Below are 26,311 nucleotides of genomic sequence, written 5' to 3'. Positions count from 1 at the left end.
TAGTTACCTCGTTAATTCCAGTTTAGTTTTGATAAGGTGTTGGGTTGCTCACCGATGAGGGTTTGCATCACTCGGTTGCGTTCATCAAGCAAGATGACTCTAGGAATGCCTTTATTGGCATACGTGTTGTACATATCTCGATTGGGATCGGCAACAAAATGGATGGGCAATTGCATGGCTTCGTTGAACTGCTCAAGTGTAGTGTTAGTTTCTTCTCGGCCAATGGCAACGATGGTTAACTCGGCCTGGGTGAGTAATTCAGATTGTTTTAGTTCACTCAATAAACGTTGCGAATCAGAGCACCAAGTCGCGAATAAAATCACCAGCTTTTTGTGATTAGCATCGAACCTAACAGCCTGGTTTTTGATATCCGTAAACTGCAAATGTTTAAAGGTGTCGCCAGTGTGGATATAGGTCTGATAGCCATTGTCTGCTTGTGGTAGCGCTTCGTTAGAGGCCTTGCAGCCGCTAAATCCGGTAGCGAGTACGGTGCTAAGTAGTAACATTTTTATTGTTGTTTTCATGCCTATCCCTTGATTCCATGTCAGTGTTTTGAAGTCTTGCGCACATTTCAGTATATTGCCCGACTTAGATGATTTCTTAAAGTCCAATTTCTTATAGCCGTTGATATGATTTATCTTTCTTTATTTGGGCTTGCTTTTATTGCCGCAACCTTATTACCTGCGTCGTCGGAGCTGGCGCTGAGTGGGCTCGTTGTGAAACAACAGGGTGAATTAGTTTGGTTATGGCTGGCTGCGACAACAGGTAATTTACTTGGTAGCTGTGTGAACTATTATCTTGGCTGGTTTATCGCTAAGTGGCGGGATAAGCGCTGGTTTCCGGTTTCTCAACAGCAATATGATAAGGCTTGTGGACTATTTAATCGTTACGGCAAGTTTTCATTGCTATTTGCTTGGCTCCCCATAGTCGGAGATCCTTTGACCGTGGTAGCGGGGTCTCTACGGACCTCTTTTGGGTGGTTTTTTGTATTAGTCGCACTCGGTAAAGGCGCTCGTTATGCACTGGTGATTTACCTTGCCTTACAGATGATTTCTTAACACCAGAAGGCAAGGAAGTGAATATCAGGGTCTTATCGCTTAGTTTAGCTTCTGTACCAATCGAGTGTGAGTGACACTGAATCAGCAAACCGTAAAGCGTGCGGTTTATCTACGGTGACTTTTGCATATGTCACGTCTTGATGTTGGTGACATTCAGCAAGTATGTCAGCCACTAATTTCTCAAGTAACAAAAAATGCCCTTCTTCTACCAGTGTGATGACAGCTTTGGTCACCGTTTTGTAGTTAAGCGCGTGAGCCACGTTATCATGATCTAAACATGCCGTATCCGCTGGGTAATGAATTTCAATATTGATCACGACATCTTGCTTTTTTTCCCGCTCCTCGGGATTAAAACCAATAAAGGTACGTAGCCTTAAATTCGTCACCTTAATAATGGCATTCGACATAGCGTGCTTATCCTTTCACTAACTGTAAAAATTCGTTGCGGGTTTTGGGGTCGCTTCTGAAGTTACCAAGCATGACAGACGTTCGCATACTAGAGTTTTGTTTTTCAACCCCACGCATCATCATACACATATGTTTGGCTTCGACGATCACGCCAACGCCTTTTGCGCCGGTGACTTCCTCAACGGCCTTGGCGATTTGATGAGTTAGCTGCTCTTGGATTTGAAAGCGTCGGGCAAACATATCAACAATGCGGGCAAATTTAGACAAGCCAAGCACTTTACCGTTAGGTATATAAGCGATGTGACAACGGCCAACGAAAGGTAGAAGGTGATGCTCACACATAGAGTACAACTCTATATCTTGAATCAGCACCATATCATCGGCATCCGAGCTGAATACCGCGTTATTGGTGATTTCATCCAGTGTTTGACGGTAGCCCTTAGTCAGATACTCCATCGCTTTCGCTGCGCGCTTTGGCGTATCTAATAATCCTTCGCGGTCTGCATCTTCACCCACGGCTTCAATAATCGTTTTATAACTCTGTTGTAATTTGTCTTGCATAATGCGTTACCTCAAATGGCGGCCACCGTCGATTTGTACCGTGCGTCCTGTCATATAGTTGCTAGAGAGTATCATGTCGACACTATTGATAACTTCTTTGCTACCAGGCTCAATTCCCATAATAGACTTTTTCAAGGTTTTTGCCTTGTACTCATCACTATCGTCTTGATTAAAGATGATAAGTGAAGGTGCAACGCTATTCACTTTGATGTTAGGTGCAAACTTAGCGGCAAATGACCGAGTTAAGTTATCTAATGCAGCTTTACTTGCGGCATAGGCAATGTGTTTTGGACTGCCTTTTTCTACTACATAGTCAGTAATATGGATCACATCGCTGACGTTATTGTTGGCTGTCAATAAGTCGCTCAAGGCATGATTGATCAAATAGGGGACTTTAGCGTGGATCCGCATCATATTGTCGAATAATGCTGAAAAATCAGGGTTGTTGGCTTCACAATCCCAGCTCGATGCATTGTGGATGATGGCACTGAGTGCGTCGGTATGGGCACGAATTTGGTGGTTGAGTTGCGTGATTGCTTCTGGCTCGTCAAAATCAGCCTTGATACAAATGGCACCTTGCGATGCTAGTTCATCGATAACTTGATGTTTAGTGCGATACGTCAATATGACGGCTTGCTGTTTAGCGAGAAAGTGTTTCACCAAAGCAAGTCCAATGCGCTGTGCGCCACCAGTAATTAAAATAGGTGCAGCTGCGGGGCTCATACGTTAATCACCTTGTGAATTGAGAAATTAAGGTTGGCAGGATGAATAATTAGTTATCTCCTGCCAACATTACTATTGTTCGTCGTATACCGTAGGAATTGGTTGACGCTTGTGTTGTGTGCGCTGATAGATGGCAATAAGTTTGTCGTTTACTTCACTGCTAACAGGCTTACCTTCGAGGAAGTCATCAATATTGTCATAGCTTAGTCCCAGCGCTTCTTCATCGGAAAGGCCTGGGCGGTCGCATTCGAGATCGGCTGTCGGTACTTTATGTACTAGTCCCGCAGGTGCCCCGAGAAAAGCCGCTAGTGAGCGAACTTGGCGTTTTGACAGGCCAAACAAGGGCGCTAAGTCGCAGGCGCCGTCACCAAACTTGGTGTAAAAGCCAGTGATGTTTTCAGCGCTGTGATCGGTGCCGACGACTAAACCGCGAGTCAGGCCTGCTATTTCGTACTGCGCTACCATGCGCTGGCGTGCTTTTACGTTTCCTTTAATAAAATCCACGCTGGCTTGTGAAGGCAGTGGCACGCTTCCACCCGCCATGGCTGCAAGTGCTTGCTCGTGCATGGCATCCGCCGCAGGCTTGATGTTGACTGTTAAGCGCTGACTCGGTTGGATAAACTCAAGTGCAAGTTGCGCTTCATCTTCATCAGCTTGAACGCCATACGGCAAGCGCATGGCAATAAATTTATAAGCCCCAGTACCATGTTCAGCATTGAGTTCATCGATAGCTAGCTGGCATAGACGTCCACAAGTTGACGAATCAACTCCTCCGCTTATGCCAAGCACAAGGGTGAAGCAGCCAGAGGCTTGTAATCGTGCTTTTAAAAATGAGACACGTCGTTTGACTTCAAATTCCGGGTCAATAATTGGCTGAACTTTCATTTCGGCCATGATTGCTTCACGCATACTGGTTCCTCAATACTATCGGGGCGATAAACTTCTATTATGTTGGTGCTGACGCGCTTTTTAAAGCCCTAAATGTGCTTTGATGGTGGCGAGCTCTTGCTTTAATTGCTCAATCTCGGCAATTAAGCTTTCGATTTCGCTGTCATTTTGGGTGCCGGTTATGGCTTCTGCAGGCGCTGTTGATTCAACGACTTGGTCACCAAACAAGTGTTGATAACGACTTTCTCGTTTTCCAGGTTCCCTGGCAAGCTTAACTACATAATCATGTTCTTGCATCGCACTTAATGTCGCTTCAACGTCCTGTACGGAGCTGAACTCTGCGAGGCGGCCGCTGCGAGTACGCAATTCACCTGGAGTTTGTGGTCCACGCAGTAACAGCAAACAGATAATCGCTTTTTGTTTCGCGTTGACTTTAAGGTGGCCAAAATCACTGTTACAAAAGCGCTGGCTGTACTTGTCGACGCGGCCAGAGAGTGCTTCGTCGCAGGTAATTAAGCGTTTTTCTTGTAGGCGAGTCAGTGTGTCTAGCACATCATTTTGAGAGAGTTCCATCACCGGCTCGCGATTCGACTTTTGATTACACGCATTGGTGAGGCCGTTGAGTGACATGGGGTATTGTTCTGGGGTGGTGACTTGCTTTTCGATTAAGCTACCCAGTACGCGTTGCTCTTGAGTATCTAATTGCATCACTTTCCTTATTTTTGTTGTTGCTGATGAGATGTATAACATCATCTTGATAGTAGCAATATAATACCAATATTTACTGTAGCAAAGTGTGTGAGCTAACTTTGTTGGGCCGTAGACGAAGGTGCTTGCATTGTTTGCTGCGGTTTTATTTGCAGAAGTTTGGCTTTTAGCTCATCAAAGTCAATGGGTTTGGTGAGGTAATCATCCATTCCAGCATCAAGGCATTTTTCTCTATCACCTTGCATCGCGTTGGCGGTGAGTGCAACGATCACGCTATGCTGATGGATTTTTCCGGCAACACCTTGGCGGATCTGCTGTGCTGCCTGATAACCGTCCATCACCGGCATTTGACAATCCATTAGAATTACATCGTAAGGTTTGTTAGTTGATTGTAAGTGTGCAAGTGCTAACTCTCCATTTTCTTGGCAGACGACTTTTGCACCTAAACGCTCTAACATCGTCATCGCAACGGTTTGGTTTATCCGATTATCTTCCACCAATAAGATTGAGCGTGCTAACAGGGGTTCAGCACTGACCTGTGAGGCGGTTTTGACGAATGTCGGCTGGTCTGGATCTTGATAATCAGCGTTGAACACCTGAAGTGCTGCATATGGCGTAATGGGATAGTACACCCGCTCACAGGAGGAAAATAGCGAGAGCGTTTCGCTACTTTGCTCTTCAACGGCAACCATATGTACGATCTGCTGCTGTGTTAGCTGCGCTTTGAGTGCTTGTTGTTTTTTCCGCGGCGTGGCATTGAGTAACTTGGCATCCAAAATAACAGCAAGATGTGAAGATGGTTGTTGCAGTTGTGTCATGAGCATATCAAGTTGCTGCACGTGCAAGCACGTGATATGCCAAGGCTTCAGTAGTTTACTGTAGTCTTCATTGATTTCGCTTAATATATATAACGTTGAGTTATCAGACTTTCCATGCACGGTAATGGGTTTAGCTGCTGTTAGTAGTACATTACAGGAAAACGTGCTGCCAACGTGTTCTTTACTAAATGCTTGTAGATCGCCACCGAGCAATTGAGACAATTGCTTTGCAATGGTGAGACCAAGCCCAGTACCACCATATTGTCGAGTGGTTGATAAATCTGCTTGGGTAAATGAATCAAAAACTTTATTGAGCTTTTCCTTTGAAATACCGATACCAGTATCTTCGACACTGCACCATAACCGAGTTTGATCGCCCGTTTGTTCGGTATGGCAGCTTAATGTCACTGAACCATCATGGGTGAACTTAATCGCATTGCTTAACAAATTATTAAGGATTTGTTTGAGGCGATTAGGATCTGTTTGTGCGGTATGGACTTTCATACCTGATAAATCGATATGTAGCCGATTATTGTTGGCATCAGCGGCGCGCACAAAACCAGACAGCATATTACTTAACATCTCGATAAGGTCGAACTCAACAAATTCGATCGTTAGTTTACCAGCCTCTATTTTGGAAAAGTCGAGAATGTCATTAATGATGGTAAGCAAGGACTTCGCTGAACTATGTGCCAAAGAGAGCTGGTGGTGTTGAGTCGAAGTGAGTTGTGAGTGCATGACGAGCTCAACCATACCCATTACGCCATTGAGTGGAGTGCGTATTTCATGACTCATACTGGCTAAAAACTCTGCTTTCATTTTAGCGGATTGTTCTGCTAAGTCTTTATCAATGATGGCTTGATTTTTTGCTTTTTGATGGGCTTTATTGATAAAGAGGCTCCCTAGCATGGCGGCGATAGACTTCATTAAACGGAGATCGCTTTGACCCCAAACTGGACTTACAACATCGTACTCTGCACAAAGAACGCCTAAGGTTTGGTTTTTATGACTGATGGGGCAGCAAAGCATCGCCTTAATTTCAAAAGGTTCAAGGTATGTTGTAGTGAGGGCCATGGTTGCAGGGTGGTTTTCAGCTTGTTCCGCCGCAATTATTTGACCACTCTCAATTTCACTAAAGAATGCAGGCGCTATTGCTTTTCGCCAAGGAGGAAAGTGCTCTAAGTTATCCATCGCTGCATTTGAAAAACACACTGGGATCAGCTGGTTTTTATCCTCATTAAATTGCCAAATGCTCACTTTATTAACCTCCACTCCTTTTCTACAGGTATCTGCACAGAGTGTGAGTGCTTTGTTGAGATGGTTATTTAAGATGGCTTCGTGAGAGCTCAAATGGGCAAGGAGCTCATTATTCTTGGCGAATTTATCGTGTTCCATTTCCATGATTTTGCGTTTATGGATGTTTTGAATGGAACCAAAAATGTGGCTAGTGCGTTTGCCATTGCGAATAGAGCGCGCTTTCACTAGCACCCATAAGTCGTCCAGATTTTGGGTTTGGATAATAAATTCTTCTTCGAACTCATGGCCTGTTTTTATAAGTTCATCCACACAGTCTTGCAAACGCTTTCTGTGCAAACCCGCTTTGAAAAACTCTGTTGTATTCATCCAAGTGGGCTGAAATTGTCTCGGCACGCAGAAAATGCTACGAGTGACGTCCGACCAAATAATATCGCGTGTTTTGACGTTAATTTCCCATGCACCAACTTCTGCGAGTATGCCCATATTGGTCAGTGACAAAGCATTCCGTTGCAGTTGCGATAGCAGTCGAGTGATGAAGATAAATGCGGCAATAAAGATGATAATCAACGCGATGATAGCTAAGCGAAAAGGCCACACTGCAGTTGCCGCTGGTTGCCAACCAATGCGAGGCACGGCGTAGAGTTCCCATTCACCTGAGGGCACGTTGACACTAAATGCAATGGGGGCAAGCGAATGAATATTACTATTGCCATAAAAGTAATCTCCGTCTTGGCCTTTACCATCAACGCCTTGAATCGCGATCAGATATTGACTTTCTAATGCGGTAAAGTTTGCTTGTTGATACAGACTATCCATATCGAGCACGACAGAGAGTAAACCCCAGAAGTGAGTTTTGTCTGTGTAAACGGGAACTCTTGCGATTAACCCTGTGCCTCCTTGCAGCAACTCTAGTGGACCTGCCATCACGATTTCGCGACTTTCTTTGGCGAGTAATGCGCCGTATTTTTGCGTTGGATGGGTTTGATAGTCCAAGCCTATGGCTTTTTCATTGCCCTTCAATGGGTAAATATAGTCGAGCCGCATATTTGGAGCTGCTCCGATATTTCGAAGGATTTGGCTACTATCGAATAGGGGTTTTGCGAGCTGTTCGAAGCGAGCTTGAGAGAGTTCGGATTGACCAGAAAGGGCAATGCCTAGTCCTCTGACAAGTTGTACATTTTTTGCCAGAATACCTTCTATTTTAGTGCGGTAGACATTCACTTCCTCGGTCGAGCGGCTCTTTTCTATCGCGATTAAGCGGCGATAGTTTACTTGATCAACATACCATGCCACTGCGATGATCACGACTAGCAAAAGCCAGAAGCTATATTTCACAAAGCGAAATTTAAGTGGTGATGTCGATAGTTCAGAGATCATGGTGCTTCTGTGTTGAAGACGATGATTTAACTATAGTTCAGTCCTCGCAAAGCGAAATCTAATTAACCAAAATAAAATGCTTTAACTTGATTGTCTTATAACTGTGACAAAGTCGAGAATATTGGTTTATTAGCCAATGACATGCTATATCTTCTAGGCATAAATTAGCACTGGATACATTGTTAAGGGATGGTCATGCTTACTTGGATTAAACGAATTGTTGTCGCTCTGCTGTTACTGGTATTGCTTGGTACTGCAAGTATATATGGCTTGCTTGCGCTGAGCCTGCCTGCACTGGATGGTAAAGGAAGTACATCGGAGATTGATAATACAGTAACGGTAGCGCGCGATGCCATGGGGCAAGCTGTGGTGTCGGCTGACACCCGAGCAGATGCGTCGTATGGATTGGGTTTTGCACATGGTCAGGACCGCTTTTTTCAAATGGACCTGTTGCGTCGCAATGCCGCAGGTGAATTGAGTGAGTTATTTGGCTCGGCGGCCATTGGCCTTGATGAAAGCATGCGTTTCCATCAATTCAGAAAACGAGCAAAGCTTATCGTGATGTCCTTACCTGAGGCGCATAGGCAAATCCTTGAGCGTTATACACAAGGGGTGAACGATGGGCGAGTACAATCTGGCTTCACCAGTTTTGAATACCTGCTTCTAGGTGCAACTCCTGCACCATGGCAGCCAGAAGACAGCTTACTCACTATTTTTAGCATGTATCTAGACTTGCAAGCAGGTACTTATGAGCGCGATGAAACCCTAATTGCGCTTAAGCAGCAATATGGTCAAGATATGCTCGATTTTATCTTGCAGCCTAGTCAATATCAGGCTGCTTTGGATAACAGTGTAGTTACGGTATCGCCAGTTACTATTCCTGCATTACAGCAACAAGTCGTGCAAGCTCAGCCATCACATATTGCTGATGTGCCGCTTTACGGCAGTAATAATTGGGCCGTAACAGGTGCGCTTACAAAGACAGGTTCGGCAATGTTATCCGACGATATGCACCTTGGCTTAAATGTGCCGTCGATTTGGTATCGTGCCCAGCTTAATTATCAGGATCAGGGCCATGCAATTCAGGTAACTGGGGTGTCGTTACCAGGCGCTCCAGCCATTGTGGTTGGAAGTAATAATCGCATAGCGTGGGGATTCACCAATGGTTATTTAGATACAGCCGATTGGATTGAGCTTGACGCAGACGCCAAGACGCAGTTCATTGCTGAAGAAATTAAATTGCCTGATGGCAAAAGCCATACCTATCAATTGGAAATGAGTACATTTGGTCCCGTTAAACAACTTGGAGATAAGAAGCTAGCGCTGAGTTGGGTTGCTCATCAACCCTATGCCGTAAACCTAGAGCTTGTGCAACTTGAGCGATTCACCGAAGTTCAGCAAGCAACAGAACATGCCAAAAAGGTAGGGATCCCTGTACAAAACTTGATGGTGGTAGACAGTAAAGGGGCAGCTGCTTGGACGCCGATGGGGGCTATTCCTGCACGCAAAATGGCTCATGACACGGCGTTGAATACAGAGCAATATGAGCAAGCGTGGCAGAACAACGAACAAGTTCGCCCGGTTGTGCAAAACCCTGAAAACGGTAAATTGTGGACGGCTAACTCTCGCGTGGTTTCAGTTGCAGATAATCAAAGGTTTGGTGATGGCGGCTATGCGTTAGGTGCACGTGCCGTGCAGATCCGCGATGGACTGTTAGGTCAGCAACAATTTACGGAAGCGGATTTCTATCAGCTGCAATTGGACAATCAAGCCAAGTTTTTAGCGCCGTGGCACGAGCACTTAGTATCTCTATTGCAAAACCAACATTCCGCATCTTTTGAAAATGATATTTCGCTCCTTAATGACTGGCAGGCTTGTGCTTGTGCCGATTCAGTCGGTTACACCTTAGTGAAAGCCTACCGCAACGCACTGATCGACACTCTTTTCGCACCCTTGGAGCAGCACTTAAACACGCAAAAATTGTCGCTGAAGCCGGTTAAGCGTTATCTTGAGCCCTCACTCTGGCAGCTCTTAACCGAGCAGCCAAATAGTTGGTTGGGCGAGCATGGTTCTTGGCTTGAGTTAGAGTTGGCTGCTTACAAGCTTGCCAAGCAGCAACTTAGCGAAAGATATGGCAGTAATATGGCCGCTTGGCGCTGGGGGGATGTTAATGCACTCAAGGTGCAGCATCCTTTCTCAAAACAAATGCCAATGCTGAGTGGTTTGTTAGATATGCCAACCGCACAAGCTTTTGGTGATACCTTTATGCCTGCGGTGCAGGGTAAATCATTCGGCGCATCGCAACGCTTTATCGCACAACCTGGTCATTTACAAAATGCAATTTTAACGGTTGCTGGTGGCCAAAGTGGACATCCGTTATCGCCGTTTTATCGGTCTGGATTTGCAGATTATGCCGAAGGGGAGAATACCCCCTTGCTACCTGGTGAATTAACTCACCAGATAGTCATTTCACCTAAGTAATGCTTTGCACTGAACGTATCGGAGGGGGTTAACTTACGCCCTCCGATACACGCAAAATCGGTGCTGCGGTAACACGGTTCCGACCTGAATGTTTGCTGTCGTAAAGTGCGGCATCCGCGTGTTGAATGACGACCTCAAAAGTTTGGCTAGGATCCCAATTTGCAACGCCAAAACTCATGGTGACCTTAAGAATGTCGTTTTCAAAACTGGTGGTCTCGACGGCTCGTCGTAGTTTTTCCATGCGCTGCATTGCTTCTCCACTAGAGCAAGGCGCGAGCACGATTAAAAACTCTTCACCACCCCAACGAACTGCAATGTCTGCAGGGTGAATATGTGCTTTGATTGTTTCGGCCACACTTTTTAAAATTTGATCTCCTTTGTCATGGCCAAAGGTGTCATTGATTTTTTTAAAGTGGTCGATATCCGCCATCACCAAACATAAAGGAGAGTGAGTAGAGATACAGTTTTCTTTAGCATGGGTGATTAACTCGCGCGCATAGCGACGGTTGAACATTTGTGTGAGCGGGTCGTGTGCAGCGAGTTCTTCTAATTTGTCTCTTTGTTGTACTGTCATTTTACGTATGTGGCTGATTGTGTAGATCATTGGAATACCACATATGAGCACATTGGCAAAATGGACATAGGGAATTAACTGTTGATAGCGATATTGATAGGCAACATCACCAAACAATAATTCTAAGACTGCGAATAGCGTGATCAACACAACGGAATAAATCACGGCATTACGTAACCTGAGTTGGTAATCTAGCAGCATGAGGCAAGACACTGTCCAGAGGTAGTACTGAAACCCGAGTGACATGCCGAGATAGGCACACACCAGCGTCGCATGGATGGCGACTTCAAGGCAGAAAACCCGCAGTGCAATCGAGGGTTTACTCGCATCAATGAGTTTAATGCCAGCGTACCACATCAGCACACTACCCACGTTTACCAAAGCAAGTATGTTCACCTCTAAATGCCAAAAGACACCAATGAGGCCTGCGTGTAGCCACATGCAATACGCGGCCACACGTCGTAATAATGCAAATTTTAATGCTTCTACTTGGTCTGGTTTGCTATAAGGGTGGTATTTAGTCAAACGTAAGCTCTTGTGGTATTCACAATAAAATAAGTATAGAAGCTCTATTGTGATTTGCCGTCTATTTGACCTAAGCTCAGGTTATTCGCTCAGCATCCAGCAAGGTTGGCTGTAGTAGAGTGAGAGATAGGTAGATAATAAAAGCTTTGGAGTTGATATGTCTGTAGAAAAAGCGCGGATCACGCTATGTAATCTAGAAAAGTCTGACTACGATCAGGTTAAATCATTAATGGATGAAGCCTATCCTGATCTCGGTGGTGCGTGGCCTAGTCATACGATATTTAGGTTGATTGACCAGTTTCCTGAGGGACAGATCGGTGTCAAAGACGGTGAGCGTCTCGTCGGTATCGCGCTTAGTGTTCAAGTTGACTATCAAACCTTTTCTAACCCGCATACCTATGAAGACATTGTTGACGCGCATAGCCGAATTTTTAGTGATAGTAATGCTGATGCGCTGTACGGGCTGGACGTAGTGATAGCCAAAAGCCATCGTGGTCTACGTCTTGGTCGACGGCTGTATGATGCTCGTAAAGAGCTTTGTCGTCAGTACAACTTACGCGCGATTTTAGCGGGTGGTCGTATTCCGCTTTACAAGCAATTCCGTGGCAGTATGTCGCCAATGGAGTATATAAACAAAGTCGACCATAAAGAATTACACGACCCCATTCTAAGCTTCCAACTTGCCAACGACTTCCAAGTAAAACGACTGCTTAAACAATATCTGCCGGAAGATCAGGACTCCGAAGGCTATGCGACCCTACTTGAGTGGAATAACATTCTCTTCGAGCCAACCGATACCGTGATCGAAAGCAAGAAAACCATCGTCAGAGTGGGGGCCGTGCAGTGGCAAATGCGCAGGGTGGAATCGGTAGAGGAGCTAATGAAGCAGGTTGAGTATTTTGTGGACACGGTCTCGGATTACCAAAGTGATTTTATCCTTTTCCCTGAGTTTTTTAACGCGCCACTAATGGGGCTCGGAAGCTATAGAAATCAGACCGAAGCAATTCGTGCGTTGGCGACGTATACCGAGCAGTTTAGAGCCGCTATGTCGCAAATGGCGATTGAGTACAATGCCAATATTATCACGGGCTCTATGCCGCTACTTGAGGGCGACAAGCTCTATAACGTCAGTTACTTGTGTCATCGCTCTGGCAAAGTGGATGAACAACGTAAAATTCATATCACCCCTCACGAAGACTATGATTGGGTTATCAAAGGCGGTGATAAAATTGAAGTGTTCGATACGGACGCGGGCCGAGTAGGGATCCAAGTATGCTACGACGTGGAGTTTCCAGAGTTATCGCGGATCATGGCTGAAAAAGGGCTGGATATTTTGTTTGTACCATTTTGGACTGACACAAAAAATAGCTATTTAAGGGTAAGACACTGTGCGCAGGCCCGTGCGGTTGAAAACGAATGCTACGTGGTTATCGCAGGAAGCGTTGGTAACCTACCACAGGTAGAAAGCCTAGATGTGCAGTACGCGCAGTCAGCAGTGTTGACGCCATCGGATTTTGCTTTCCCTCATGATGCCGCGCTAAACGAAGCAACACCAAATACGGAAATGCTGTTATTTAGTGACTTAGACTTAGATAAACTCAAAATATTGCATAGTGAAGGAACGGTGCGTAATTTACGAGACCGAAGAAAAGACCTGTATTCTGTGGAGTTGAAACAAAAATAGTATGGCGTGGGTTTATTTAATTATGGCCGGCCTGTTTGAAATAGGTTGGCCCGTTGGTCTGAAAATGGCGCAACAGGCCGATACTCGTTGGTTAGGCATAGTGATAGCCGTTGGTTTTATGGCCTTGAGCGGCTGGATGTTATGGCTGGCGCAAAAGCAAATTCCACTGGGTACCTCGTATGCGGTTTGGACGGGTATTGGCGCGGCAGGCACATTCTTAGTGGGTATCTTTTTCTACGGTGACCCAAGTAGTTTTATGCGCTACTTGGGCGTGTTACTTATCATCAGTGGGGTTGTGGTACTTAAGTTAGCATAACCAAAATAGCCGCGACTGCGATGAGTAAGAGTCCCATTGAATCGCGCTTCTTTACCGGTGCTTTGAGCCATAAGAATGAGATAAGCAAAGTGAAAAACACTTCGATTTGGCCAAGGGTTTTCACGTAGGCTACATGCTCAAGGCTCATTGCGCTAAACCAACCTATAGAACCGATGCAACTGCTAACACTAATGGCCAGCGTCAGTTTGCGGCGTTGCCACAGCACGCGCCAAGAGTGTAGTTCGCGTATCGTCAAATACATACTCAACATCACAGTTTGGCAAACCAGCACTAACAGCAACACCCAGGCTGCACTGTGGGGGAAAGGTAGGCCCGATGCGATACTGGCTTCACGCACCCAAAGAGAAGTAAGCGCGAAGCTTGTTCCACAGGCAAGTCCCACTAGTGCAGTTTTACCATTAAAAGCACGCAGACTAAAACTGCTCAATAACAACACCGCGATGGCGCCGATAAAGACACCAAACCAACCGAGTAAAGTTAAGCTTGAGCCAAAAAAGAGTACGCCCAAAATTGCCGCCACGAGTGCCTCACTCTTCGCAAGTCCAGCGCCTATGGCGTAATTATTTTGCTTAAACAGCACCACCATTAACCCCGTCGCGATGATCTGCATGACACTGGCACCCAGCACAAAGGCTAAAAAGTCATCGTTAATGACGAGCGATTCTGCAGGAGCGATCTGATAAAGGCTCCAAAGATATAGCCCCGCAAGTGGGCTGGCTAAAATAAATCTTGCGAGGGTGACGCTGGCTGTGGAGGCGCTTTCACTCAATTTGCTTTGAAAAGCATTTCGCCAAGCCTGAGAAAAAGCAGCTAGTAAGGTGAACAAAATCCACATGAGAGGTGACTCTACAATGCTCGAATGTGTATCAGCATACCGTATAGGAGCGAGTCTGAATAAATGAATTATCGTGATAGTGAAAATAATTCAATGTGTATTCAATGTGCTATGGAAGCATTCTTGTGGTTGGCGCACTGCGACAATTTGCCACATGTTCAATTTTCAGTATCACGATATGATTAAGGTCGATGCTACAAGATTGGGCCATAGGTTAGGGTATTACGTATTCACTTATGGCTTTTCTTTTTAACGCTATTCTGCTCTACTGAGTTGAATAATCAAAAGGTTGAAGGAGTATCTTGTGGGTATACTAATCATCTGTGCAATTCTTGCCATCTTACTACCTTATTTTGCCAAAATTCCTGTGGCAGTGGCGATGAATAAAGAAGGGGGCTACGACAACAAGCACCCGCGTGAACAGCAATAGAAACTAACTGGGCTGGGGGCAAGAGCGCTGGCCGCACATCAAAACTGTTTTGAGTCATTAGCCGTGTTTGCTGTCGCCTTGGCCGTTGCGTTTGGCACCCAAACCTACACTCCTCTAGTCGAATGGCTAGCGATAGGCCATATTGTCGCTCGAGCATTATATTGTGTGCTGTATTGGGCGAATATTGACGTGCTGCGCTCCATTGTCTGGGCGCTAGGACTCGGCTGTGCTATCGCCATTATTGTGGTGTGTGGTTTATAGTCGTCCTTTGCGTGACTCTACACTTAGGTCAACTGAATTAACTCTGCTGAAATCTCTTTCACTTCAGCGGAGTTAACCTCTAGCTGTGTCAATGCTAAGTTTGCGATACGCACTCGGTATAAGTCGATAACCCGATAACCACAGTAATGTGCCATTCTTCTGATCTGGCGATTGAGTCCTTGGCGTAACACTATTTTAAAGCGGTCATGTGCGATTTGCTCAACGGTACAGGGGAGGGTTATTTGGCCCTTCACTGGCACGCCGGCTGCCATTTTAAGGCAAAAATCTGGGTCCAGAGGCTTGTCAACTTGCACCTCATATTCTTTCTCTTGATGATGGTCAGGGTGGATTAATTGCTGACACAGTGCCCCATCATTGGTGAGTAGTAGTAAGCCTCGACTGTCTTTGTCTAACCGACCTATTGGATAAACACGACATGACACTGGTAGCACATGGTAGATACTCGCAGGGTCATCTGGATTCACTTTGCAGTCTATTCCCACGGGTTTATGGTAAACAAAGAGTCTTCTCGCTTGTGGCGGCGTGACCGGTTCACCATCGACCATAATGCAATCGGTCAAATTGATGTGATCTATGTGATTGGCCAAGCGGCCATTTACGGTCACTCTTGCGCTATCAATTAAGCGAGACGCTTGTCGCCTAGAGCAAACACCGCAGTGGCTGAGATATTTGGCCAAACGCATCGGATAGGACATAGACATTCACATGATCAAAAAGAGATAACAGCGCGTATTGTAGGGCAACAGACTGTTTGGATCTATGCATGGAGAATATCAATGGCCATTGCGTTTTCAAAGTTAAAACAACATCAGCCGCTGCAAAAGGTAATAGTGCATTCCATTGATTTAGCGCTTTATCAAGTCAGTGTGCTTATTAATAACGTGGAATATTATGTCACGGAAGAAAATGGCGAGTTTTTAAAAGCACATAACCCGCTGCAAATTCAAAAACGCCTGCTTGATATTAGCTACATGGAAATGGTGATTAGGCATCAAAGCGCTTATGACGAGATGGTCGGGCACCCAGTATCAGTCAATGACAATACATTAGAAGTGCCCTTTGGTCGTAATAACCTGTTTTAAACGTTATCTGTGTTTTGTGAGCACTTCACTCACCGCAGTTGCAAAATCGCGGTGGTGAGCGATCCCCATGTTAATCAATCTAGTGTCTTTTAGAGCGCAATTTTGTGGTCTTGTGGCATCGTCACTCGGTTGGCTCAGCGGCACGAGATCTTGCGTCGGTAGTTGCAAAGCCTGCGCCATGACCTGCGCCATTTCATACTTAGTGAATGCTTGATTGCCACTGATATGAATAATCCCACCAAGGCTAGGCTGTGCGATAACATCTTTGAGCGTTAGCGCAATATCATTAACATGGGTGGGGTAGCGAATGGCCCAATTATCGTGACTTGAAGCGGGGTTGGCTAACAGCTGTTTTGCAATAATGGTTACCGCAGATTCTTCCAACGTTTTTACCTCGCCGTATAATACAGGCACTCGTACAATGGTGTGTGATGCGCTGTCTGCGAGGATCGCGCGCTCCGCAGCTTGCTTGGTTTGGCCGTAGAAGTTCACAGGATTAGTGATATCTGTTTCAACATAAGGTGCTGAAGTGCCGTCAAACACATAGTCAGTACTAATAAAGAAAAACCGAATATCTCTTTCGCGACAGGCTTGGGCTAAGAACTCGGTTGCCGCAACATTGAGCGTAAGCGTTGCCGCTTGGTCTCGCTCACATTGTTCTGGCCTGCGCTCTGCTGCTGCGTGAATAAGTATCTCTGGCCCGTGATTATCTAAGAAATCTAAAACCGAACTGTGGTCAGCCAAGTCAAGTTTGTGAAGTGGCGCGGCTGCTCGGCTAAAGCCACATCCTAAAATCTCGTGGGTACTACTTAGCTCTTGGCAAAGTGCGCGGCCAAGCAAGCCCGTTGCACCAGTGATCATGACTTTAGACATAGAAAACAGCATCCTTTTTTAAAAGAGTCAGTACAGTAGCAAAGTCGGAAGAAAAACTACAGATTTGTATCGGATTACGCTAAGGTTGAGATAAGGCTAAAAAAGGGACAATAAAATGAAAAAAAATATTTTGCTAGCTGGTTTGTTTGCGGTGAGTGTGCAAGTGAGTGCGACCCAAATATTTGCGAAAAATAGTGATTGTGTCATTGATGAAAGTAAAGCGCCCATTGAAATATACAAGCAAAGCTCAAAGTCAATGCGTTTGTTGGGGGGACAAGAGGCGAGTAATGGTGAGTTATCGGATGTTGTCACAGCGCTGTTTGACGATGTTAGATTGTCACTATTTGACGCGTTATCTGAAGAAGCTAAAGCGTTTGAGAAAGGTATAATTATTAAAAATGCTTCATTCAAAAGAACAGCTGATGGGTGGTCGAAAAGAGCTGTTGTATCCGGGAAAGTTGTAGCTCAGCCCGTTTTATCTTGTCATTATACTGAAGTACTTACAGCAAAAAACACTGAGCTGATATCTGGTGCTGTTTTTTCATCCAAACCAACGACCCATTCAATTACTTATAACACAACGATTGATCCGAACAAAAGTCGACTCAAGCCAAAGCTAACAGAGGTGCTTGATACTTCTGTTACTACGGACCAAGTATTTGGTATTAAGCTCGGAGACTCTTTTTCACAAGCGGAAGAAAAAATAGGCCGTTTTACGATGCAATGGCCTATTAATGCTTATCAAAAGTTTGCATTTATTGGTCGCAATAACGCGTTTTTATTTGAACATGATAAGCTCGTCGGGTACCAATATGCATTCAATCTTCTTCCTATCAGTCTTGCAAATCTAATTGATATTTACGATGTTGCTCTTGCGACACCACTAAGTCACCCGCAAACTCAAATTGCAAACCGTGACTTGGATGAGATGACAGTTTCTGCACTTAAGGAAAAGTTTCCTGACATTAAGTTTTTTGTCGAGGGAAGATATACTACCGATCCGAAGACCAAATTATCTGCCCTAACCATAGGCAAAACAGAGATTGCGAAACCAATTGCTCCTGCATGCTGGAGTGGTCAAGAAGACATCGGAGCTTTTATTACAAAGCATCAGGGTGGCTTAATACAATGGCGTGGCATAGATAAACAAACGCTATTTTACACCGGGTGTAATCAGTTAATTGAACAAAGCCAATTTGGCCGAGTGATAGGAGTTAAGCTGTTAGAGAATTGGTCATTAAGCAATGCTAATTTATCTGGATTGAGCGTGATATCGAATGTACTTACTCCTTGGCAATTTTATGGGGTGAATTATCTTGACCCTGAAAGTCGCGCATCTCAAATAGGTTCGATTGAAAATCTATATGGCACGATAGAAGTAGTAAACTCTGATTGGGTTGGCCACTTCAAATCTTATGACGGCCAGCTTGTTTCTGCTGAGTTTGAGAAGATGTAGAAGCCATCACTCCTACATCTTCAATTCATTTAAGCCGTTTGCTCTGTGAGCGGCTTTTCAGATTGCTTTTCCCAATGCTTGGTTTTTAGACCAAGTACACCGACAAATACACCAATACCGATAGTAAATAGCGCAATTTGTAGGTATAGATTTGGTAAGTCTTCGATATTATTAGGATCAAAGCTACCAGCGAGCAGACCCGAGAAGATATTACCAATGGAGTAAGTGAGTACGAAAACCCCCATCATTTGCCCAGCAAAACGTTTGGGAGATAACTTACTTACTGCGCTCAACGCCACTGGGCTTAAACAAAGTTCACCCACGGTGTGCAGAAAGTAAGTGGTGATCAACCACATTGGTGCTACTTGTAGGCCTTGAGCTGCATATTGGGAAGCGAAAAACATCACAATAAATCCGCTCGCCATGATGATAAGGCCAATCGCACATTTCACGCTATAGGTTGGCGTGATCATACGCTTCGCCAAGTTAATCCAAAGCGCAGCAAAGAAAGGGGATAACACGATAATGAAGAAAGCGTTGGCCGATTGGAACCACGCGGTTGGAATACTAAAACTGCCGATTAATCTGTCGGTGTAATCGCGGGCAAATAGATTAAGCGATGAGCCTGCTTGTTCAAAACCAGACCAAAAACAAGTGGACGCAACGCAAACCAAAAAGAGTGCCCACATCCGGCGCTTTTCATCGGCATCAAGATCACCGCCAAAGTAGATATAACCGTAATACAAAAAGAAAGTGACAGTAAAAGCTATCGCGACATATTTTGCGAGCTCTACGGGGTTTATCACAAAAACACCTGCAAACGCCGTTGCCGTTATTGCTGCAACAGCCGCAATGACTAAAACAATCGCCCCCCAAGCTTTAGCACTTTGACTCCCCGTCATTGGGTTAGTTGGCGCATTGCCAACGGTAGCGATGTGATTGTCTGTTAGGCGATAATTGACTAAACCGATTGCCATGCCCACCGCGGCTGCACCAAAGGCCCAATGCCAACCAACGTTTTCCATAAAGTAGCCACATACCGCATAGCCGATCACAGACCCTAGGTTGATCCCCATATAGTAAATCGCGTAACCACTATCGCGGCGGTTATCTTCATCGTTATAAAGCTGGCCAACCATAGCGCTAATATTGGGTTTTAATAAACCAGTGCCACTGGCAACAAAGATAAGGCCAACAAAAAAGGAAAATTGACTTGGGATGGCAAGAATGATGTGGCCGCACATGATGATAATACCGCCGTACCAAACCGCGCGTTGGCCACCCAATAAACGGTCTGCTATCCAACCTCCCGGTAGACCTAAGAAATAAACCGAGCCAGTATAGAGGCCATATATTGCGGCAGCGGAGGCAACGGTGAAGCCAAGACCTTCTTGCTGTAAGGTGGCCGTCATGAAAAGTACTAGCATGGCACGCATGCCATAATAACTCATTCGTTCCCACATCTCGGTGAGAAACAAAGTCTGTAGGCCTTTTGGATGACCAAAAAAGCCTGTATCACTTGTTGTGTCCTGTGATGACATATTTCACTTCCATTATTATCGTTTTTTGGAAGTCAATATTAGTACGTTATTCAAGCACCGAATGCAACCGCATAAAAGGAAACATTACATCATCTTTTTTAACATTTGTATGTCATCGATTTCCACATTGGCTAATCCTTTGTACTGGTATGGCGCAAATTGATTGCGAAGCCAAACACTAGGGCAGCCGGCACGGTGTGCTCCTTGTACATCGGTATCTAAGCTATCGCCAACATGCAGAAGTTGATGTGGTGCAAGGTTAAAATGCTGGCAGGCAAGCTGGTAAAGCTCAGGGTGAGGTTTGGCGCGGCCATCAATTCCAGCGCGAAGCACTAAGTCAAAACTATCGCGAAGATTAAATTTATCTATCTCGACATTACCATTAGTGATAGCAATGATGTGATATTGACTGCGTAACTGAGCAAGCAGGTTGATGACGGCGTCGCTGACCGTGATATTACTGCGGGTATCGGCAAAGGTTTGATAGGCCTGTAGCGCGTGCTGTTTACTTGTTGCACTATCAAACCCCAGTGCTGTGAAGCCCCACTCAAGTGCCACTTGACGCCACTTTGTCACATCTTCTGCAAGCGCACTGTTTTGTTTGAGTGTTTCGTTTCGACATTGAGACCAGAATGATTGCCCCCTCGCTTGCCACTCGGGAATAGTATTCAGGTGCGCTGTCATGGCGTTAACAGCCGCAATGATAACAGGCCTGTTATCGTATAGCGTATCGTCTAAATCAAAACTGATGGCGGCAATGTCTGAAATGGGCTTATTGAATCGCATTATTACTCGTCTTTTTGCTTTTTCGCTCTTGGGTGAGCGCTATCATACACTTTTGCTAAATGTTGAAAATCTAAATGGGTGTAGACCTGAGTGGCTGATAAGCTGGCATGTCCAAGCATCTCTTGTACCGCGCGCAAGTCACCGCTGGATTCTAGCATGTGGCTGGCGAACGAGTGCCTCAGTTTATGGGGATGAATAGGTGTACTAACCCCTTGTTTCAGACCCCACTCTTTCATTCTTGCGCGGACATGGCGAGGACTGATCCGGCGCTTTAATTTGCTCACAAAAAGCGCTGGTTCTTCCAACGTTGCAAATTGCGGCCTTATTTTGAGCCAATCAGCTAGTGCGTTTAGCGCTTTACCGCCGACAGGCACAACGCGCTCCTTACCACCTTTACCAAGCACGCGTATTTCACCGTCTTTGACATCCAATAGGTTTGCACCAACCAACTCGCTTAATCGCAAACCACTAGAGTACATTAATTCCATCATGGCTTTATCACGAATGGCAAGCGCATCATCTGCCTGAATTTCGAGAAGTTGCACCATTTGGTCAACATCAAGGTTCTTTGGGAGTGGCTTTTGAAACTTAGGCCCTCGGATCCCTTGCGCGGGATTGACGACAGCCTGTTGCGATTGTGACTTGAGCTTGAGAAATTTATATAAGCTCCGAATACAACTGAGCTTAAGGTTGATGGTTCTTGGGCTGTAATTTTGACCGCGAAGCTTCATGCTGTAGCGGCGAATTTGCTCACCACTGACTTCTAGCCAACAAGAGGCGTGGTCACAAAAATACTGCGCTGCTTGAATAAGCTGAGTGTTGTATTGGGTTAGTGTATGTTCTGAGTAGTGCTTTTCGTGGCGCAAGTGTGCCATAAAGGCGGTTACTGGGTGCGTCCAATCTTCCGATAGTGGTGTTAGGCTCATGCCAGCGCTTCGAGCTTAAGCGATAATGTTTGAATAAAAGCCGTGATCAACATATTGTCGTGTTGTGGCGAAAAGTGTTCTGGTGAGCGGCTGGCAAAGGCCAGAATAAAGCGACCTTTGTCTGACGCATCAACGCGGTAAAGTGCTACCGATCCTACTTCAATATCGGCAAACAAGAGTTCAGCTTGTGTTTGACTGAGTCGTCCTAAGTAGCTGTTGTTACTGCTCAGTTTTGCTGACACTAGTTCCAAAAGCGTATCATCGATGTTGATGAGTTTACATGCTTGGATGTCCGGGTGGTCCTCAAAGCGTTGTGCTAACGTATGATTGATAGCACTCAACTCAGTACAACGCATGATAGCTAATTGGCATTCACTCAGCTGCTTGAAAACCAGCTCGTTGGCTTTTGCATAATGGACCATGTCTTTGATCTGCTGCTGTAGCGAGTTGACTTCGTCGCGGAGCATCCGCTGTTGGTGCAAAGCAAGGTTTGGAAGCCCTTGCTGCTGGTGGTGTAGCTGCAAATCCAATAGCACATAAGGGTGCCTGAGCAAAAAATCAGGATGCTTGCGCAGGTACTCAATGACTAATTGTTCAGTCGAATTTGCTTCTTTTATGGTCATATTGCGATTTGCCCATCAAAAACATGCTCCGCCGGTCCGGTCATTTTCACTACTTGACCTTGACCGCCCCAACGCACTTGAAGACTGCCACCTGGTAGGTCGACCCTAACGGTTTCTTCTAACTTGCCTAGCATTATGCCTGCAACTACGGCAGCACATGCTCCTGTGCCACAGGCAAGCGTTTCGCCAGCGCCGCGCTCCCAAACACGTAGCTTAACGTATTCACGAGAAACCACTTCCATAAAGCCAATATTGGCCTTTTGTGGGAAACGTTCATGGTGTTCAAGGAGTGGCCCGAGTGTAGCTACCTCAGCGGTTTCTAAACTATCGACAATAATCACGCCATGAGGATTGCCCATAGAAACCGCGCTACAAAACACCGTATGTTCGTCAGCTCTTAAAATATAGGTGTTTTCTTGTTTGTTTGCACGAAACGGAATGGCTTGTGGGTTAAAGTTCGGTTTGCCCATATTCACGGTAACTTGACCGTCTTTTTCGGTATACAGGGTGATATTGCCGCCCTTTGTAGAGACACAAACCTTGTGTTTGTTCGTTAAGCCCTTCATGCGGACAAAACGAGCAAAACAGCGAGCACCGTTACCACATTGCTCAACTTCGTTACCATCGGCATTGAAAATACGATAATGAAAATCTAAGTCCGGGGAATAAGGCGCTTCAACCATCAACAGCTGATCAAAGCCAATTCCAAAGTGGCGATCTGCTAACTTCTTAATTTGGTCTCGAGACAAAAACACATTTTGGGTGACATTATCTATCACCACAAAGTCGTTGCCTAAACCATGCATTTTTGAAAAGTTTATAAACATAGAGTGGTTATCTTTTGGTATAAAACCATGGCCTCACTTTACTAATACTTTGCCATGGATACCTCGACTAGGGAAGCTGCTTGGCATTAAGCCTTGCTTTGCATCCCTAGGACGTATCCAAGTCGGGTTATTGTGGCAGTAGTTGCTCAAATTGCCACAGAGATTCTAGCGGCTCTCTTTGGCGGATTAGATGGTGTTGATTGTTATCAACCATGACCTCTGCACAGCGGGGGCGTGAGTTGTAATTTGAACTCATGGTAAAGCCATACGCACCTGCACTGCGCTGTACTAGTAAGTCGCCAGCCTTAATTTTAAGTACTCGGTCTTTACCTAGAAAGTCACCTGTTTCACATACTGGACCAACCACGTCGTAATTTATCGCGTCAACGTCGTCTCGCGGTGTGACTGGTACGATATTTTGCCAAGCCTGATAAAGCGATGGTCGTAACATGTCGTTCATGCCAGCATCAACAATGGCAAAATGCTTATGCTCGGTTGGCTTAATAAATTCGACTTTAGTCACCAACACACCAGCATTGGCAGCAATCGCTCGACCAGGCTCAAAAATAAGTTCTAGATCATTGAACTGTGCCAATCGCGCTTTAATCTCTGCAGCGTAAGCACTCGGATGCGGGGGTTTTTCACCGTCATAAGGCACGCCAAGACCGCCACCGATATCGAGGTGATGCAAGTAAATTCCCGCCTTTTCGAGTTGAGAGATTAGAGCCAGCACTTTATCTAACGCCGCTAAAAATGGATTAACCTCAACCAACTGAGAGCCGATGTGGAAGTCGATCCCAACCACTTTTAAACCTGATAGGGCGTAAGCGAGCTGGTAAACATCAAATGCGGCTTTGATATCAATACCAAATTTGTTCTCTTTTAACCCGGTTGAAATATAGGGGTGAGTTTTTGCATCAATATCTGGGTTTACGCGCAATGAAATTGGCGCAATCTTATCCAGTCTGGTTGCCACTTCACTGATACGGTGCAGCTCTGCAATCGACTCAACATTAAAGCATTTAATACCAGTCTCAAGCGCAAACGCGATTTCATCTTCCGTTTTCGCAACACCAGAAAAAACGACTTTTTGAGGATCTCCCCCTGCTTTTAGCACTCGCGCAAGTTCACCCTTCGACACGATATCAAAGCCAGAACCAAGCTGAGCCAAGACGTTCAGCACGGCGATATTTGAATTCGCCTTTACTGCGTAGCACACTAAGTGGGGATGACCGGCTGCGGCATCCGTAAAAGCGTGATAATGCCGTGCTAAAGTCTTCTTCGAGTAGACATAGCAAGGAGTGCCATATTGCTCAGCGATTGTGGTTATGGCGACATCTTCAGCGAATAGTTCGCCATCTTGATAATTGAAATAATCCATTTTAACGCTCCTGTTGTTCTGCTTCAGGCTGGTTTGCTTGTGCTGCTTTCGGTTGGTTTGATTTTTTAGCCTGTTGTTCAGGCAAATAAAGCGGACCGCTTTGACCGCAACCCGATAATCCGATTAAAGTAGTAAAAACAAGTGCCGTTACGCTAAATTTATAAGGTGTCGCTTTCATTAGATAATTCGTGTCAGTGCCTTTATAATCGCAGAGTAACAGAATTGATAAAAAAAGCAGCTTTTCGCTATTGAAATTTCGTCTTCATCAAATTGCTCAAATAGCGAGTTAAGCTTAGGCACCATGCCGCAGTGCGTCAGTAAGAGGAAATCACGATGACAGAAAGTGAATATCATGAGTTAGCCGATGCGCTAATGTTGACTATTGAAGAGCAGATCGATGATTGTGACGCTGATTTAGATTACGAATCAGCATCGGGAATTCTAGAAATTATTTTCCCTGACAAGAGCAAAATTGTTATCAACAAACAAGCACCATTGCACCAAGTCTGGGTGGCGACTAAGTTTAATGGTCATCACTTTGAGTTGCGTGGCGATCAGTGGATTGATAATCGTTCTGGTGCTGAGTTTTGGCAATTTATGAGCGACGCGGCGACTAAACAGGCAAATATCGCAATAGAGTGGCAGCACGATTAATGTTGGAGTTTGTAGATTATCCTGCCAAAGGACAGCATAAAGCGAGTATTATTTGGCTCCATGGCTTAGGCGATTCAGGTAACGGCTTTTTACCCATTGCCTCTGAGTTAAATCTGCCTGACGAATTGGGTGCACACTTTATTTTTCCACATGCACCAGAGCAGCCGGTCACTATAAATGGTGGTATGGTGATGCGTGCATGGTATGACATTAAATCATTTGATCTGGATAAAAGAGCGGATGAGCAAGGTGTGCGAGACTCATCAGCTCAGGTTGAAGCGTTAATTCAGGCACAGTTAGATAAAGGTATTCCAGCTAACCGCATTATCTTAGCTGGATTTTCTCAAGGGGGCGTGATTGCGCTCCATCTTGCACCGCGTTTAACTGTTAAATTGGCTGGTGTCATGGCACTATCAACTTATATGTGTGTGCCTGAAAAGCTCAGTGCAGAAGCACAGCAAAGCGAGCTTACTATTTTTATGGCGCATGGCAGTGCTGATCCTGTCGTGCCGATGTTTGCAGGTGAGCACGCATTTAACACGTTACAACAGCAAGGCTATGAAGTGAGCTGGCAAGACTACCCAATGGAGCATCAGGTATGTCTTGAAGAGTTAAAAGCCATTCGCGCTTGGTTAATTACGAGACTGAGCGATTAATATTAAGTGGTATAAGGTACTGGTGACAGATACAGGAGCAAAGCAATGTCACAAAAGATTGTCATAAAAACGTCGGTGAGTAAGCAACCCTCAGAGCCCTCAGCGGTGACCTATCAATGGCACTGGAAACGCATTTTTATGGCAACGGCAGCATTTGCTGGCATTGCAACCGCGGGTGTTTATGGTGTCGTGGATAACGTCAACGCAGATGAAGATGATGTCCAAGTGGCAGTACCTATGCATGCCACTATTGCAAAAACCGATACATCGCTGAATGACTCCCCTCTATTAGCAGACTCTAATAAGGAGCGTGAGGGCGAGCAGCTAAGTGCGGATACCTCACCCGATAGCGTTTTAACGACGCCCGAACTCACCCCTGCTGGTGCCGCGACGACCTCAATAGAGGTCGCTCAAGTCATTGCGTTAGACCAAGTGCAACAACACATTTCTGAAGAAACAGAAACAGAAACAGAAACAGAAACAGAAACAGAAACAGAAACAGAAACAGAAACAGAAACAGAAACAGAAACAGAAACAGAAACAGAAACAAGGGCTGAAGC

27 protein-coding genes and 1 pseudogene are annotated in these 26,311 nt (G+C 45.3%); 10 read left to right on the top strand and 18 right to left on the bottom strand.

Going from position 1 to position 26,311, the window contains the following annotated elements:
- Positions 1-11: 11 nt before the first annotated feature.
- Positions 12-524: a TlpA family protein disulfide reductase gene (locus BB427_RS02955; RefSeq protein ID WP_069018892.1), complete on the bottom strand. Its 513-nt coding sequence runs from the start codon at positions 522-524 to the stop codon at positions 12-14.
- 105 nt (positions 525-629) lie between these two features.
- On the opposite strand from BB427_RS02955, the gene BB427_RS02950 reads away from it, so the two are divergent.
- A complete protein-coding gene (locus BB427_RS02950) occupies positions 630-1,058 on the top strand; it encodes a YqaA family protein (RefSeq protein WP_069018891.1) in 429 nt (142 codons plus the stop codon).
- Between the two features lie 44 nt (positions 1,059-1,102).
- Here the strand turns inward: BB427_RS02950 and folX are convergent, their stop codons facing one another.
- From folX to BB427_RS02920, 6 genes are all read right to left on the bottom strand, one after another.
- Complete coding sequence (gene folX, locus BB427_RS02945; protein ID WP_010378103.1) at positions 1,103-1,465, bottom strand: dihydroneopterin triphosphate 2'-epimerase; 363 nt, start codon at positions 1,463-1,465, stop codon at positions 1,103-1,105.
- A 7-nt stretch (positions 1,466-1,472) separates the two neighbouring features.
- Complete coding sequence (gene folE, locus BB427_RS02940; protein ID WP_069018890.1) at positions 1,473-2,027, bottom strand: GTP cyclohydrolase I FolE; 555 nt, start codon at positions 2,025-2,027, stop codon at positions 1,473-1,475.
- A gap of 6 nt (positions 2,028-2,033) precedes the next feature.
- Positions 2,034-2,750 (bottom strand): dihydromonapterin reductase, encoded by a 717-nt coding sequence (gene folM / locus BB427_RS02935; protein WP_045988060.1) that lies wholly within the window; start codon positions 2,748-2,750, stop codon positions 2,034-2,036.
- Between the two features lie 72 nt (positions 2,751-2,822).
- On the bottom strand, positions 2,823-3,659 hold the full coding sequence (nadE, locus tag BB427_RS02930; RefSeq protein ID WP_069018889.1) for an ammonia-dependent NAD(+) synthetase: 837 nt from the start codon (positions 3,657-3,659) through the stop codon (positions 2,823-2,825).
- A 60-nt stretch (positions 3,660-3,719) separates the two neighbouring features.
- On the bottom strand, positions 3,720-4,346 hold the full coding sequence (locus BB427_RS02925; protein WP_069018888.1) for a YceH family protein: 627 nt from the start codon (positions 4,344-4,346) through the stop codon (positions 3,720-3,722).
- Between the two features lie 95 nt (positions 4,347-4,441).
- Positions 4,442-7,798 (bottom strand): ATP-binding protein, encoded by a 3,357-nt coding sequence (locus tag BB427_RS02920; RefSeq protein WP_045988057.1) that lies wholly within the window; start codon positions 7,796-7,798, stop codon positions 4,442-4,444.
- A gap of 195 nt (positions 7,799-7,993) precedes the next feature.
- On the opposite strand from BB427_RS02920, the gene BB427_RS02915 reads away from it, so the two are divergent.
- Complete coding sequence (locus BB427_RS02915) at positions 7,994-10,279, top strand: penicillin acylase family protein (protein WP_069018887.1); 2,286 nt, start codon at positions 7,994-7,996, stop codon at positions 10,277-10,279.
- A gap of 28 nt (positions 10,280-10,307) precedes the next feature.
- Here the strand turns inward: BB427_RS02915 and BB427_RS02910 are convergent, their stop codons facing one another.
- On the bottom strand, positions 10,308-11,378 hold the full coding sequence (locus tag BB427_RS02910; protein WP_039490999.1) for a GGDEF domain-containing protein: 1,071 nt from the start codon (positions 11,376-11,378) through the stop codon (positions 10,308-10,310).
- Positions 11,379-11,535: 157 nt separating this feature from the next.
- On the opposite strand from BB427_RS02910, the gene BB427_RS02905 reads away from it, so the two are divergent.
- The gene (locus tag BB427_RS02905) at positions 11,536-13,062 is read left to right on the top strand and encodes a carbon-nitrogen hydrolase family protein (RefSeq protein ID WP_010378119.1); all 1,527 of its coding nucleotides are present in this window, start codon (positions 11,536-11,538) and stop codon (positions 13,060-13,062) included.
- Position 13,063: 1 nt separating this feature from the next.
- On the top strand, positions 13,064-13,378 hold the full coding sequence (locus tag BB427_RS02900; RefSeq protein ID WP_010604216.1) for a DMT family transporter: 315 nt from the start codon (positions 13,064-13,066) through the stop codon (positions 13,376-13,378).
- Here BB427_RS02900 and BB427_RS02895 read toward each other — a convergent pair.
- Positions 13,365-14,234: a DMT family transporter gene (locus BB427_RS02895; protein ID WP_069018886.1), complete on the bottom strand. Its 870-nt coding sequence runs from the start codon at positions 14,232-14,234 to the stop codon at positions 13,365-13,367. The two genes, BB427_RS02900 and BB427_RS02895, sit on opposite strands and share 14 nt — an antisense overlap.
- 304 nt (positions 14,235-14,538) lie before the next feature.
- On the opposite strand from BB427_RS02895, the pseudogene BB427_RS02890 reads away from it, so the two are divergent.
- Positions 14,539-14,925, top strand: a pseudogene (locus BB427_RS02890) (MAPEG family protein).
- Between the two features lie 23 nt (positions 14,926-14,948).
- Here the strand turns inward: BB427_RS02890 and BB427_RS02885 are convergent.
- Positions 14,949-15,641 (bottom strand): pseudouridine synthase, encoded by a 693-nt coding sequence (locus tag BB427_RS02885; protein ID WP_069018885.1) that lies wholly within the window; start codon positions 15,639-15,641, stop codon positions 14,949-14,951.
- An 81-nt stretch (positions 15,642-15,722) separates the two neighbouring features.
- Between BB427_RS02885 and BB427_RS02880 the strand changes: the two genes are divergently transcribed.
- On the top strand, positions 15,723-16,028 hold the full coding sequence (locus BB427_RS02880) for a DUF6482 family protein (RefSeq protein WP_069018884.1): 306 nt from the start codon (positions 15,723-15,725) through the stop codon (positions 16,026-16,028).
- Positions 16,029-16,031: 3 nt separating this feature from the next.
- Here BB427_RS02880 and BB427_RS02875 read toward each other — a convergent pair whose 3' ends face one another.
- A complete protein-coding gene (locus BB427_RS02875; RefSeq protein ID WP_069018883.1) occupies positions 16,032-16,901 on the bottom strand; it encodes a dTDP-4-dehydrorhamnose reductase family protein in 870 nt (289 codons plus the stop codon).
- A gap of 115 nt (positions 16,902-17,016) precedes the next feature.
- On the opposite strand from BB427_RS02875, the gene BB427_RS02870 reads away from it, so the two are divergent.
- Positions 17,017-18,357 (top strand): hypothetical protein, encoded by a 1,341-nt coding sequence (locus BB427_RS02870; protein ID WP_069018882.1) that lies wholly within the window; start codon positions 17,017-17,019, stop codon positions 18,355-18,357.
- Positions 18,358-18,386: 29 nt separating this feature from the next.
- Here BB427_RS02870 and BB427_RS02865 read toward each other — a convergent pair whose 3' ends face one another.
- The 7 genes from BB427_RS02865 to lptM form a co-directional block, all read right to left on the bottom strand.
- Positions 18,387-19,898 carry a peptide MFS transporter gene (locus BB427_RS02865; RefSeq protein ID WP_069018881.1) on the bottom strand — a complete coding sequence of 504 codons (1,512 nt, stop codon included), beginning with the start codon at positions 19,896-19,898 and terminating at the stop codon, positions 18,387-18,389.
- An 84-nt stretch (positions 19,899-19,982) separates the two neighbouring features.
- A complete protein-coding gene (locus BB427_RS02860; RefSeq protein WP_069018879.1) occupies positions 19,983-20,684 on the bottom strand; it encodes an HAD-IA family hydrolase in 702 nt (233 codons plus the stop codon).
- A gap of 2 nt (positions 20,685-20,686) precedes the next feature.
- Positions 20,687-21,610, bottom strand: coding sequence for a tyrosine recombinase XerC (locus BB427_RS02855; RefSeq protein WP_069018877.1), 924 nt, complete (start codon positions 21,608-21,610; stop codon positions 20,687-20,689).
- Positions 21,607-22,233 carry a DUF484 family protein gene (locus BB427_RS02850; RefSeq protein ID WP_069018876.1) on the bottom strand — a complete coding sequence of 209 codons (627 nt, stop codon included), beginning with the start codon at positions 22,231-22,233 and terminating at the stop codon, positions 21,607-21,609. The genes BB427_RS02855 and BB427_RS02850 overlap by 4 nt, the downstream gene beginning before the upstream one ends.
- Positions 22,230-23,060: a diaminopimelate epimerase gene (gene dapF / locus BB427_RS02845; protein WP_069018875.1), complete on the bottom strand. Its 831-nt coding sequence runs from the start codon at positions 23,058-23,060 to the stop codon at positions 22,230-22,232. The genes BB427_RS02850 and dapF overlap by 4 nt, the downstream gene beginning before the upstream one ends.
- A gap of 127 nt (positions 23,061-23,187) precedes the next feature.
- On the bottom strand, positions 23,188-24,441 hold the full coding sequence (gene lysA, locus BB427_RS02840; protein ID WP_069018874.1) for a diaminopimelate decarboxylase: 1,254 nt from the start codon (positions 24,439-24,441) through the stop codon (positions 23,188-23,190).
- Position 24,442: 1 nt separating this feature from the next.
- The gene (gene lptM / locus BB427_RS23670) at positions 24,443-24,619 is read right to left on the bottom strand and encodes an LPS translocon maturation chaperone LptM (RefSeq protein ID WP_010604229.1); all 177 of its coding nucleotides are present in this window, start codon (positions 24,617-24,619) and stop codon (positions 24,443-24,445) included.
- Between the two features lie 155 nt (positions 24,620-24,774).
- Here lptM and cyaY point away from each other — a divergent pair, with 155 nt between their 5' ends.
- The 3 genes from cyaY to BB427_RS02825 all read left to right on the top strand — a co-directional run.
- Positions 24,775-25,095, top strand: coding sequence for an iron donor protein CyaY (gene cyaY, locus BB427_RS02835; RefSeq protein WP_010378141.1), 321 nt, complete (start codon positions 24,775-24,777; stop codon positions 25,093-25,095).
- Positions 25,095-25,751 carry an alpha/beta hydrolase gene (locus BB427_RS02830; RefSeq protein ID WP_010604231.1) on the top strand — a complete coding sequence of 219 codons (657 nt, stop codon included), beginning with the start codon at positions 25,095-25,097 and terminating at the stop codon, positions 25,749-25,751. Before cyaY ends, BB427_RS02830 begins: the two co-directional genes overlap by 1 nt.
- 45 nt (positions 25,752-25,796) lie before the next feature.
- Positions 25,797-26,311, top strand: a 515-nt coding sequence (locus tag BB427_RS02825) for a hypothetical protein (protein WP_069018872.1), incomplete at its 3' end; no start/stop codon positions are given.

The organism is Pseudoalteromonas sp. BMB, assembly GCF_001709235.1.
Classification (GTDB): domain Bacteria; phylum Pseudomonadota; class Gammaproteobacteria; order Enterobacterales; family Alteromonadaceae; genus Pseudoalteromonas; species Pseudoalteromonas maricaloris.
This window is presented reverse-complemented; position numbering and strand designations above follow the sequence as displayed.